At 48.8% G+C, this 11,716-nt stretch carries 11 protein-coding genes and 2 tRNA genes; 4 read left to right on the forward strand and 9 right to left on the reverse strand.

From position 1 onward, the window contains the following. Positions 1-2: 2 nt before the first annotated feature. The 9 genes from NFS22_RS22095 to NFS22_RS22135 all read right to left on the reverse strand — a co-directional run bounded on the left by NFS22_RS22095 (position 3) and on the right by NFS22_RS22135 (position 7,738). A tRNA-Ala gene (locus tag NFS22_RS22095) sits at positions 3-75 on the reverse strand. 22 nt (positions 76-97) lie between these two features. After that, positions 98-178: transfer RNA gene (locus NFS22_RS22100), tRNA-Ala, on the reverse strand. Between the two features lie 101 nt (positions 179-279). Next, entirely contained in the window at positions 280-1,410 is a 1,131-nt protein-coding gene (locus tag NFS22_RS22105; RefSeq protein WP_338148055.1) for a recombinase family protein, read from the reverse strand. Positions 1,411-1,917: 507 nt separating this feature from the next. Then, the gene (locus NFS22_RS22110) at positions 1,918-3,195 is read right to left on the reverse strand and encodes an aspartate aminotransferase type Ic (RefSeq protein WP_251319831.1); all 1,278 of its coding nucleotides are present in this window, start codon (positions 3,193-3,195) and stop codon (positions 1,918-1,920) included. A 160-nt stretch (positions 3,196-3,355) separates the two neighbouring features. Beyond that, positions 3,356-3,583: a hypothetical protein gene (locus NFS22_RS22115; protein ID WP_251319832.1), complete on the reverse strand. Its 228-nt coding sequence runs from the start codon at positions 3,581-3,583 to the stop codon at positions 3,356-3,358. Between the two features lie 301 nt (positions 3,584-3,884). Beyond that, positions 3,885-4,613, reverse strand: coding sequence for a gamma-glutamyl-gamma-aminobutyrate hydrolase family protein (locus NFS22_RS22120; protein ID WP_251319833.1), 729 nt, complete (start codon positions 4,611-4,613; stop codon positions 3,885-3,887). Continuing rightward, positions 4,613-5,260, reverse strand: a complete 648-nt coding sequence (locus NFS22_RS22125; protein ID WP_251319834.1) for an L-2-amino-thiazoline-4-carboxylic acid hydrolase — start codon at positions 5,258-5,260, stop codon at positions 4,613-4,615. Before NFS22_RS22125 ends, NFS22_RS22120 begins: the two co-directional genes overlap by 1 nt. After that, complete coding sequence (locus tag NFS22_RS22130) at positions 5,257-6,156, reverse strand: L-2-amino-thiazoline-4-carboxylic acid hydrolase (protein ID WP_251319835.1); 900 nt, start codon at positions 6,154-6,156, stop codon at positions 5,257-5,259. Before NFS22_RS22130 ends, NFS22_RS22125 begins: the two co-directional genes overlap by 4 nt. Before the next feature lie 181 nt (positions 6,157-6,337). Further along, positions 6,338-7,738, reverse strand: a complete 1,401-nt coding sequence (locus NFS22_RS22135) for a sodium:solute symporter family protein (RefSeq protein ID WP_251319836.1) — start codon at positions 7,736-7,738, stop codon at positions 6,338-6,340. Between the two features lie 204 nt (positions 7,739-7,942). On the opposite strand from NFS22_RS22135, the gene NFS22_RS22140 reads away from it, so the two are divergent. From NFS22_RS22140 to NFS22_RS22155, 4 genes are all read left to right on the forward strand, one after another. Further along, positions 7,943-8,878, forward strand: a complete 936-nt coding sequence (locus NFS22_RS22140; protein ID WP_251319837.1) for a LysR family transcriptional regulator — start codon at positions 7,943-7,945, stop codon at positions 8,876-8,878. Between the two features lie 338 nt (positions 8,879-9,216). Then, positions 9,217-9,948, forward strand: coding sequence for a cysteate racemase (gene cuyB, locus NFS22_RS22145; RefSeq protein ID WP_251319838.1), 732 nt, complete (start codon positions 9,217-9,219; stop codon positions 9,946-9,948). A gap of 235 nt (positions 9,949-10,183) precedes the next feature. Further along, positions 10,184-10,339 (forward strand): hypothetical protein, encoded by a 156-nt coding sequence (locus tag NFS22_RS22150; protein ID WP_251319839.1) that lies wholly within the window; start codon positions 10,184-10,186, stop codon positions 10,337-10,339. A gap of 192 nt (positions 10,340-10,531) precedes the next feature. Then, positions 10,532-11,527 (forward strand): asparaginase, encoded by a 996-nt coding sequence (locus NFS22_RS22155; protein WP_251319840.1) that lies wholly within the window; start codon positions 10,532-10,534, stop codon positions 11,525-11,527. Positions 11,528-11,716: the final 189 nt, after the last annotated feature.

Here is an 11,716-nt window from a genome sequence, read left to right on the forward strand (position 1 = left end):
GGTGGAGATAAGCGGGATCGAACCGCTGACCTCCTGAATGCCATTCAGGCGCTCTCCCAGCTGAGCTATACCCCCACGTCGATATTCAGTTGTAAAGTGGTGGAGATAAGCGGGATCGAACCGCTGACCTCTTGAATGCCATTCAAGCGCTCTCCCGCATCATCCGGTGAACACCCCCAGAGATGCAGGAGAGCGCTTGTTTTTGCACTCGGCCTAATTTCTCCGAAAATGTTCATTATTACGCAGGAAAGTATATTTCAACTGAAAGAGTATGTCAAGTTACTTAGCTACTGCCAACTCGCAACTGTTTGACTGTACCATGCTGTCAATGCCGTTCAAGAACTGCTCAACATTGATGTTGAACTCCACCGACAACTGGTAATTGCGACGAACAGTGACCTTCTTGATGATATAGCCACAAATCATTTTTTGAGTCGCAATGTCGCTGCCGTCGAAGATTTCGGACCAGGTGGCGATCCGCTCAAATTCTGCTTTCATCTCCGCTGTCTTAGCATTTCTGCTTTCCAGTTCTGACGTCAACTCACTGACTTTGTGGCTGGTATCCAGTACACGCTGGCGTATCTCGTCCAGAAGTTCGTTAAGTACATCCACTGGCAAAGCACTTTTCCCTTGAACCGCTTTCAGTACCTCAGCCTTTAGTGATTCATACTCCGCATTTGCCTTGGTATTTTCAGCTCTCGCCCGTTTCAGGTCGCCATGGAGCAGGGTCATTTGCTTCTGACAGGCGCTTCCGATAATCATGTCGCTGGTGGCGCTTTTCATCTTGTCGAAGACCTGGTGCAGGATGTCTGCAATAATATCATCCAAGATGTGCATCGTATACCCAGTCTGGCCATCGCACTCCACACGGTGACGGGTCTTATTGTAGCAGACATAGCGGATGCGCTTCTTTTTCAGACAGGTCCCGTCCGCCTGGCGGTACACCTTCCCATTGGTCGTCAGTGTTAGCCTCCCGCCGCAGTGTCCGCAGAACACATTGCCGGAGAGCAGGGACTGGCCTGTGGTGTTCAAAGGCATGGTCCGGTATTCTTTTTGCTCATTGGTCCGCTCGTTCATCAGGGCCTGAGCCATATCAAAGAATTCTGGCTTAATAATCTGCAGCTCCTCGAAGGGCTCGGAGTATGTCTCCCCACTGCGCAAAATTCCTTTATACAGCGGATTATGAAGAATTGCACCGATGGTAGCGTCGTGCCAGGTTTCGCCTTTGCGGTTTCGGATACCGTGGTCGTTCAAGAAGTGAGCCAACCGGAATTTTCCGTATCCGGAAGAGACACACATATCAATAAAATGACGGTTCTGTCCCTCTGGAGAATGAACAAAACAATAAAATTCCCTGCCGGTCATTTCAATCCACTCGATTTCTTCTGGTCTGCATTTGGGGTCTTTCATCCTAAAGTATCTTTTTCGCACTTGTAATTCCTCCGTTTCTGACTTTTTTGAATAGATAACTGTCAGAAACGGGGGTGCGCGGGCGCGGTAGCTGCTTACATAAAAAGTTAAGGCATGACAATATCCCACACGCCTTGGGATGTTGCCATGCCTTGATAAAATATCGCTAACTAGAGGGAACTGGTAAGGATGTCCTGATGATAGCGGCCATTATTTCAGAGAATTGCTCAACGTGAAAAAGAATATATTTTGTCGAATGCACAAAACGCGCCATCCCAAGTTCTGGGATGGCGCGTTTATCTATTGATAATGTATGCTTTAAGCGAAAAAAATAAATGTAACCCATGGTGGTTGTCCTTTCTTTTTCTATAAAGAAACTTTACCACCGACCTTTCACCATACTGTCACAGAGCGATCACTCATTTATCACAAATAGCGCAATTCAATATAGATCGAAAGCCTATTGCATTGACTGCTTCAAAATGTAAAATTATATGGTTGAAAAGATTATAACAACAATTTTTCCACGGTGGCCAGTCTGGCGGTGATACAGAAAACCTCCATGGCGGTGGCCAGCTCATTGGGGGAAGGAAAGGAGGGGGCAATGCGGATATAGCTGTCGTCAGGGTCCTTGTGGTAAGGGTGGGTAGCACCGGCGCCGGTGAGGACCACGCCGGCCTCTTTGCATAGGGAGACAATCCGACTGGCGCAGCCGGGCATGGCCATGTAAGTGACAAAATAGCCGCCCTTGGGCTTGACCCAGGAGCCCGCTCCCGTGCCACCCAGCTCGGCCTCCAGGGTGGAGAGCACTGCATCAAATTTGGGGCGCAGGAGGGCGGCGTGCTTGTCCATCTGGGCCCTAATCCCAGCCACATCCTTAAAGTAACGCACATGGCGGAGCATATTCATCTTGTCCCAGCTGATAGCCTGGGCGTCCAGCTGCTTGGCAAAGAAGTCCACATTGGCCCTGGAGGCGGCAAAGAAGGCTACGCCCGCTCCGGGGAAGGTAATTTTAGAGGTGGAGCCGAACATATAGACCATGTCTGGATTGCCCGCCTTTTTGCATTCCTCCAGAATATTGAGGACAGGGGTGTCCTTGTAGACATAGTGGACGGCGTAGGCGTTATCCCAGAAGATACGGAAGTCTTTGGCGGCAGGTTTCAGGATGGCCAGGCGGCGCACCGCCTCATCGGAGTAGGAGCCGCCCAGAGGGTTGGTATACTTGGGCACGCACCAGATACCTTTGACAGTCTCGTCCTCTGCTGTCAGCTTCTCTACCAAGTCCATGTCCGGGCCCCACTCGGTGAGGGGAATATTGATCATCTCGATGCCCAGAGTTTCGCAGATGGTGAAGTGGCGGTCGTAGCCGGGAACGGGGCAAAGGAATTTGACCTTGTCATACTTACTCCATGGCTTCTCGCCCCCCAGTACGCCCAGCAGCATGGCCCGGGCCATGCAGTCGTACATAAAGGTGAGGGAAGCAGAGCCCACCACAATGGTCTCCTCAGGGGAGACGCCCATGTAGTCGGCAAAGAGGTTCCGGGCCTCCGGGATGCCCAGCAGCTCGCCGTAGTTGCGGCAGTCCACGCCGCTTTCGGTGATGCAGTCGCTCCGAGAACTGAGCACGTCCAGCAGAGGACGGGACAGCTCAAGCTGATCGGCCCCCGGTTTGCCCCGTGCCATGTTCAGCTTGAGGCCCTTGGCCTGAAGTTGAGAATAGGTCTGTTCCAGAAGCTCACGCTGGGTCTGCAGTTCCTCGCGGGTCATTTCCTGGTACTGTTTCATAATGCTGTCTCCTCTTTATTTCATTTGCAAGATATCTGGATTCATCCCAGAAGGTACTTTCCATACAGCGTTTGCAGCAAAATATTTTATTTATACTTGAAATATTATTTTGAAAATTCCCAGAGGGGCAGAGAATAATTTGCCTCTCTGGGAGTCAACTTTAGCTTAAATTCAATTTTTTGAACAGCGGATTAAAAAACTCTTGCTTTAACAACTCTTTTGCCCCGTAATTAGGATATTCCGGCCATAGTGTGTCTTCATCAATATTCATATACAATGGGAAGTGGCGATCCGCAAATGAAATATCGAGCGGCTGATTTAATTCTTTCGCTTGTTGCCGGAGTCGTTCCACGGTATCCTGGATCCAAACGTGCAGTGCATCCGTCATGATACTGACCGCCTGTTCCGGGCATCGCTCCAGCAGGACCTCAAGTATGTAATAATAGACGCGAATGCACAAAGATGAAAAGCCACTTTTTCCATCTACCGGCGCACCGGAAATGTCAGGTTTTTTATAGCTGGGATCGAATTCCGAAAAGCACTGCGGCTTTAGCTCCTTGGGAACATTAGCCTTACGGAGGACAACATGGAAATCACAGTAGTCGTCTCCGTCTTCGGTAAGTGTTCTGGCGAGATTTACTGGGTCCAGCTGTCTTGAAGATTTTACTGTTCCAGATTCCAGATGCTTTTCATAGAAATGTGGATTCTTTCTTGGTGCATAGAGAGATGAAATGATGGAACAAAGGTGCCATATCAGGCCCCTCTGGCGTCATCCGTTCCTCTCCTGTCATACGCTCTGGATGCCATTGTACTGCTAGGATGGGCAGTACGGTGTGATGAAATGCTTCCACGATCGCCCCATCTTCCGAAAAAGCCAATGGAATCAAGTCGGGGGCCAGTGTCCGGATCGCCTGATGGTGAAAGCTGTTGACACAGATACAGGAACCAAAGAGTGTGTCCAGCACGGAGCCGCCTGACAGGGTAACTGAGTGGACACTGTTATATGTGTGTTGCAGACCCATTTCGGACGGAATGTCCTGATAGAGCGAACCTCCAAGCATGACGTTCAACATCTGAAAGCCGCGGCAGATCCCGAATATGGGTTTTCCTGCCTGCAAAAAGGTCTTGATGTAAACGGACTCAACCTGGTCCCGCCAGGGGTCTGTAGCTCCGCAGTACGACTGGATCTCTGTATGGTACAGTGAAGGAGATACATCTACCCCACCGGTCAAAAATAGGCCGTCACAGACTTCGCATAGCTGCCGGGCACTGTCAGGATCCGCATCGCAGACGCAAAGTACAATCGCGCCTTGATCAATAAAGGCATGTGCGTAATTCCGATATGTCACCAGACGAGTCAAAGAGTCTGGCGCAGTGTCGGTAGCCGTTGTCATACAGATAATAGGTTTGCGATTCATTAAATACCCCCTGTCAGGTCCAGAGTGAGACCATCTTCATGAAGAATCTGTTGTATGCATTCAAGGAACAGAGCACACCGCTGAGCGTCCCCCAGAGAGGTGTCGCTCCAGGGTCGGTCCTGATACAAGGGATCATGCTCGGCAAAGCAGACCTGCCGCCGCTGCGGATCCAAATTGGATGGCCGAAGATAGCAGGAGAACTGACAAAACTCATCGCCTTCGTTCAAAAGCGTCTTTCCCACGTTGACCTGAGTGGCGGGATCGGTCGTAGCCTTGACATAGGCGGGGTAAAACTCCTCACAAAAGGCGTGGCCCAGTTCGTGGTCTGTCTCCAGCCAGACCCGAGCAAAGGGACAGGAGAGAACATTGACCCGTATCTGCTGTTCGCTCCGTTCAGTCCACTCCCGGACAGCACCGTTGCCGCAGGGAATGCCCCAGCCACAGTCGAAAACATACTTCAGATTAGTTTTCTGCCCGGCACGAATCAGCAGCTCTCTGCGGAGCTGACCAAGCCGGGTGCCGTAATGCCGAATGCATCGACGCAGTGTTTTCTTCCCTTGAAAACCATACTGTGTGACCAAAGCGGAGGCAATGGAACGATAGAGTTCCGCAAATGACGTGGTTTCAATAGATGTCTGATGCGTCATGTTAGACCAACCCCTTTCAGCAAAGTATTTCCAAAGCAGTCCCGTAAAAGCTGTTTGGCTCCGTAACGATCGTACTGTGCCCAGAGAGGTTCGGAGTCATAGTCCAGGGAGATGGGCAGATGGTCCTCCATAAACTGTTCGTCTATGAGCTGTTCGGTCGCGGCCGCGCGGCTGAGAAATTCCTCCGCCTGAGCCTTGGCGGCACGGCGCAGGCCGGCGGCCACCAGGGCGCGTCCTTCCTCGTCCCCCAGCGCTTCCACAGAGCACTCAAGCAGATAGTAATACATCTTGATCCACAACATATTAAACCCGCTTTTTCCTTGAGGCTTTGGCATTTTTTCGGTCGGCGGCTCATATCCGGGATCAAATTCCTCGAAGCTGAGTTTCCGTTCCTGGTCGCTCAGATTTTCCGGACGGTATGTGTGATAGAAACGGCAGCGATCATCCCCGTCCTGCGTTAAACTGCGGGTCAGATTGATCTTAGCCTTTCCGAAGGAAAATGCCTCGTAGCAGGCAAGGTGAAATTCCTCGCAGTAAATCCGTCCCAGCCACTTTGCGTCATACTTTTTCCATACGTCGGCAAAAGAACAGATGAGGGTTTCGCTGATTCTCTCTTCCCGCGTGTTCCGAATTGTGCAGGACGTGAAACGCGGCTCGCCGGGGCGATCCCTCCCCTCGTTGAACAGGGTGAGCAGGTTGATTTTAATGTTGTGATCCAGTAGCCGCTTTTGATTGGTCAGACCGCGATCGCAGCCATAACGGCGAACAGCCTCGCGAAGGATCTGTTCGCCGTCGCTTCCACGACGCTCGGTCAGTTCCTTTGCAATAAAGGTGTAAAGAATGACCCAGCTGTCCTGGAGACACTCCTCTTTTATTCCTTCCAAACGTGTTGTCATAGGCTCCTCCTTTGCGTAAGCCTGGGTGACGTTCCACCCCCCAGGCTTGCTTTTTTATTTCTTTCGAGAATAATTCGGCCACTCTTTGATGAACTGGAAGATCATCCAGATAATGAAACCGCTGAGGACCGCAAGACAGGTATACACTAAAATATCCATTTTCTTACATTCCTTTCGTGGGTCAGGACTGATTCTGACTGAGGTTGATCTCTCTGGCGTCTTTTGCAAAGGGGGTGATGATCAGCATCAACAGAGCACTGATCAGGATCCCGTAGACGATGGGCGGAAGATTGAACCAGACAAAGCCCATGATCTCGCAGCAAACGGCAAAGGAACCACCGATGATGATAGCGATAAGAGCGGCGGTATAGGACTTCTTCCGCTTGGAGAACAGACCGTACAACATGGGAACCAGGCAGCCACCTACATAAGCGGTGGAACTGAGAGTCCAGACGGACATGATATCGGGGACCAGAATGGCGAATCCAAGGCCCATAAGGCCAATGGCAAGAACGGACGCCTTCGTTACCATGACCATCTGCTTGTCGGTGGCGTTAGGGTTAATCAGATTTTTGTAGATATCGACAGAAATATTGGTAGCACCGGTCAACATGTAAGAATCGGCCGTGGACATGATAGCTGCCATCAGTGCGGCCACACACACGCCCCGAATGCCTGTTGGCAGGAAGGTGGTCAAAAGCGTGGCGAACACCATATCCTTAGCAGTATTGGCCGGAAGCAGAACTACGGCGGACAATCCCATGATCATAGACATAAAGGCAATAATTAGCCAGGGGAATGCAACGATCAGAGTGCTCAAACGAGCGGTCTTGGCGTCCTTGGCGGAAAAGAAGCGGGAATAGCGGTTTCCGTCGATCAGGGTCGGCAGAGCGGTGGCACACACAATCTTTACCGCACTGGAGAGGTCCACTTCAAAATGGGAAGCCGGTGCTGCGGCAACGATCCCCTCCCAGCCACCGGCACGGTAAAAAGCACTACCGGCGGCAATCACGACACCTAGGGTCAAAAAGACGAACTGGACATAGTCTGTCATTGCTACACCCCACATACCGCTGGAGAGTGTGTAGAGTAGGATAATGATCATTCCGATGATCATTCCGACCTTCATATCAATGCCGAGCATCAGATGCAGGCAGGTACCCAGGGCGATGGACTGCATGGCGGGGCCGGTTCCAATCAGATAAATGGCACAGAATAGACCACCCAGCGCCTGACAATGACGTCCGTAAACACGGCCCAGCATTTCAGGGGCAGTGAAGCCACCAATATTTCTCATCTTCTTTGCTAGAAAAAGTGCCGTAAAAATATTGATGCAAAACAGAACCGCCAGTTTGGGAATCTCTACGACACCTTGGGCAAAGGCGTTGCCGGTGGAGCCAGTGAGAACACCGCCGCCTATTCCGGTGGCCAAGAGGGTCGCGACAAGTACGGAAAGTCCAAGTTTCTTATCCGCGACAGCGTAGTCTGACATACTATTGGATGTCTTGAAGTAGGCACCAATCACGATCATAAAAATCATATAGAAACCGATAAGTACCCAGTCTATAATTTGAATTTGCACAATTGCCCTCCTATTTTTCTATCTTGGAATAAAATGGTGTGTCAATAAACATGACGGGTGCTTAGAGACGGTCTGCGGCCGCATAACCGTTTTCTGGGACAAGTATATCACTTGACAAATGAAACAGTTAATATATTATTTATATAACAGCCATTCTACGTATAAGATTGGTATATCCTATAGAATCGAAACGGGGGTTGCTCTATGACGTTTGAACAGGTACGGCATGTTCTGGAGGTCGAGAAGGCAAAATCAATTAATCAAGCGGCAAACAATCTGTTTTTGTCCCAATCGGCCCTCTCGCTGTCCATTAAAGCGCTGGAACAGGAGTTTGGGCAGGACATTTTCATTCGTAACAGCAGAGGCGTGGCGCTTACTCCCTTTGGACGTACGTTTATTTCTTATGTAAGACCCATCCAGTTACAGATAAATCAGCTGTATAGTTTGCGCAAGGGGAATGCTGCGCAACACATGCTCTCTTTGAAAGTGGCCAGCAACGGCTTTCGCTTTGTTAGCAGCGTGCTGGCCCAGATTTATCAGAAATACAGGTCAATAGGGATCCGGATCGAGAACTTTGATTGTGTCGGCGATGATGCGCTGGATATGGTATCGGATAAGCTAGTAGAGATCGGTGTGATCCGATTCTGGTCCTGCTACAAACCGCTGTATTATAAACAGTTTGAGGCGAAATCACTACAGTTTTTTTCGATGGTGAAAAAACCGCTGTGTGTTTTGGTAGGGAGAGGTAGTCCGCTCTATACCTTGGAACAGGATTCCATTTCCGCTGAAGAACTGGCGGGATACCCAATAGTGATGCACGACTATATGGATTGCGGACCTTATTCGGACATCCTGGATCGGCTTGGCTTGGCTGTGTCCCCGAATTGCATTGTTACCTCATCCCGCGCAGTCATTTATGATACACTGGATCAAACAGACGCATACTATCTTAGCTCGGATTTCCATAATGTGTACGAGCATCTGGACAATAGATTTGGGAACATCCCAAGTGATGACACACATATGTTTCTTCTCACTGGGACCGAGATACAGTCAGAGATCGGGTGGATCAAGCATAGCTCATATAATCTGAGTACACTGGCGGGGGAATTTGTATCTATGATAGGACAGTTACCGTGATGCTATGAATATTTCTCATAACAACTATTGGCTCTGCAAATAACATCGGCGGTGCATTGTAAAATTTTTATGGACAGTATCCCAAAATATATGAAAGAAATGGACTGTTCTTAAGAAAATATGATAGATTGGAATATGCTGATGTGAGAGCATACAGATAGGTAGGAGTTTCAAAGTACAGTACCTTAGATGAACCAAACGTACGAAATAAGAATGATCGGGTTCGGTCGAACCTCCCTTTATTTGAATAGCGATTAGAAATTATTTCTATAGCGGCTTGATTGACTTATATGGCGGTCAGTTATAAGATGTTGGCAAATATAGAGGGGGATAGGTGTATGATGACAGAAACCGATGGCAATAAGACGCTTGGAATCATCGGTGGCATGGGTCCGATGGCGACTGTACAGCTCTTTCACAGGATCGTTTCAATGACGCGAAGCGAGACGGATATGGGGCATCTCCATATCCTGATAGACAACAACACTAAGATCCCAGACCGGACTGATGCAATCCTGCATGAAGGAGATAATCCGGTCCCGGAAATGGTGCGTTCGGCGCTCTGTTTGGAGCAAAGCGGAGCAGATATCCTGATCATGAGTTGTAATACCGCACATTATTTTTATCCGGAGATTTGCCGGTTTGTACATGTTCCGTTCCTGAATATGATCTGGGAGACGGCGAAGGAAACGAAACGGCAAGGATTTTGCCGTGCAGGCCTACTAGCTACCGATGGTACGATACGCACTGGCATATATGAGAGAGAATTTAAACGATACGGTCTGGAACTAATTCTTCCCGATGCCCCAGAACAGAAGGAGGTGATGAATCTAATTTATCAGGGCGTGAAGTCGGGGACTGATGAGTGGTATACAGCGCCGGTGGAACGTATCGTGGAACATATGAAAGAGAACGGAGCGCAGACCGTGATTCTCGGCTGTACAGAATTGCCTCTGGCGTTTTCGGAGTACCATATTCATAGTAGATTGCCGGTCATTGACCCGATGGAGATTTTGGCGAAGCAGGCAATCTTGGCCGCAGGCGGAATCCTCCGTCCTGAGTATAAATAGAAGTTACTTCGAAACCTTTAACATGCTAAAAATCCTTGGGATGCAGGGGCTTCCAGTAAAGAATGTGATAGAATAGATGCAAAGATAGTTGCTGAGGCAAAGACTGTCTAAAGTTTGTGCAAATCTCCAAAGAGTTGTAGAATAGGAACACTACATTGAAGGTTTCAGATATGACCAGAAAGAATCGCATGCTGGAGGAAAAAGCCTGTCGAGAGAAATCCGGGAACTGCTGTAAATGGAAAATGTCGGTAGCATAAAAGACATTCAGAATCTGTTCAAGGAGACTATTACCAAGTTTATGGAAAATGGTCTGGAAGCAGAGCTAGATACAGGGTATGGCACAGATGATTTCAGTGGTGATTATTTTTATTGGAACCCATATGGGCTTTGAGATGGCCTAGAACATGACAGATATTTTGATGGTGTTGGTGCCGATTGTCAATATTCTGGCAATTTTTGCCCCGTGCAAGATCATTATCACTACACAGCATAACTACACGAGGCAAGAAAGACAACAAATGAACCGTTTTTCCAGGCGAGAGATATCGGCCTGACAAACACCGATTGCTAGGAGTGAGCAGTGATGAAAAACATTTTCCTAATCAATACTGGCGGTACATTTTCGTCCCGTTACAAGGATCACGGACTGTCTCCGGAACTGACCTGCGATGATATCTGCAACCTGATCGGGGAATTTGATTCAGCATTATCTATTGTGACAGAGGACTACTGCTCTTTGGATAGCTCCAACATCACCCCTGACGATTGGCAAAGACTGGCTCTGCGCATTGGTGAAAAGATTGGTGTCTATGATGGTGTTGTCCTTATACACGGGACGGATACCTTGGCTTATACGTCCTCTATGCTGTCCTTTATGTTGCAGAATATTCCCATTCCGGTGGTAGTAACAGGGAGTCAAGTGCCCTTGGGGGTTCCGATGTCGGATGCTGCAGATAATCTTCGTTGCGCTTTGCAGATGGCGGCCAGCGGATACGGCGGTGTGTTTGTCGCTTTTGATCGGAAGATTATGCTAGGATGCAGAACATCAAAAGTGCGGACAGTTAGTTTCAATGCCTTCGAAAGTATAAACTATCCTTATATTGGGGAAGTAAATGCCTTTGGCTTGCAACTCTATCTTGAACAGACGCAGACCTCTGAGTTGCCTTTTCAGGTACGGGCAACGTATTCAGACCGCATTGCTGTTTTGAAGCTGTTCCCTGGCATGGCTCCAGATATTTTCCGCTTTTTACACGAGCAAGGATATGAAGGTATTTATATCGAAGGTTTTGGATTGGGTGGAGTACCATTTTTGAAAAGCGATTTTACCGCAGAGATCCGCCGAGCTTCGCAGTGCGGCCTCCCAATTTTGGTGGGGAGTCAATGCCGGTACGAAGGTAGCAATCTGAACGTGAATGAAACTGGGCAAAGAATATTGGAGTGTGGCGGTATCCCTGTACATGACATGACTTATGAGGCAGTTGTGACAAAGCTGATGTGGTGCTTGGGGCAGACCAAGGACAGAGAAGCTGTCCAGCGTTTCTTTCAGAGAGCAATTACAAAAGAGGTCAGTTTATTGTAAATATAATGGGCATTTTTTCTCTGTTCTAAACTCTCACTTAGAGTGGGCTCTTCTGGTTGGTTCACAATGGACCTACCCTCGGTTCTCCGCCAGGGCGCAATGACCCCCTGGCGGCAATGTCAATAAGTTAGGAAAACGAGCCAAGATAGAAACAAAAAATATAAAAAACTATTGACAATAGGCGAAATT

Origin of the sequence: Flintibacter muris (assembly GCF_943192995.1) — a bacterium.
GTDB lineage: Bacteria > Bacillota > Clostridia > Oscillospirales > Oscillospiraceae > Lawsonibacter > Lawsonibacter muris.

Coding starts and splice junctions, on each gene's coding strand:
- NFS22_RS22105 (WP_338148055.1), bottom strand. CDS start 1,410: ATGAAAGACCCCAAATGCAGACCAGAAGAAATCGAGTGGATTGAAATG.
- NFS22_RS22110 (WP_251319831.1), bottom strand. CDS start 3,195: ATGAAACAGTACCAGGAAATGACCCGCGAGGAACTGCAGACCCAGCGT.
- NFS22_RS22115 (WP_251319832.1), bottom strand. CDS start 3,583: ATGACGGATGCACTGCACGTTTGGATCCAGGATACCGTGGAACGACTC.
- NFS22_RS22120 (WP_251319833.1), bottom strand. CDS start 4,613: ATGAATCGCAAACCTATTATCTGTATGACAACGGCTACCGACACTGCG.
- NFS22_RS22125 (WP_251319834.1), bottom strand. CDS start 5,260: ATGACGCATCAGACATCTATTGAAACCACGTCATTTGCGGAACTCTAT.
- NFS22_RS22130 (WP_251319835.1), bottom strand. CDS start 6,156: ATGACAACACGTTTGGAAGGAATAAAAGAGGAGTGTCTCCAGGACAGC.
- NFS22_RS22140 (WP_251319837.1), top strand. CDS start 7,943: ATGACGTTTGAACAGGTACGGCATGTTCTGGAGGTCGAGAAGGCAAAA.
- cuyB (WP_251319838.1), top strand. CDS start 9,217: ATGATGACAGAAACCGATGGCAATAAGACGCTTGGAATCATCGGTGGC.
- NFS22_RS22150 (WP_251319839.1), top strand. CDS start 10,184: ATGGAAAATGTCGGTAGCATAAAAGACATTCAGAATCTGTTCAAGGAG.
- NFS22_RS22155 (WP_251319840.1), top strand. CDS start 10,532: ATGAAAAACATTTTCCTAATCAATACTGGCGGTACATTTTCGTCCCGT.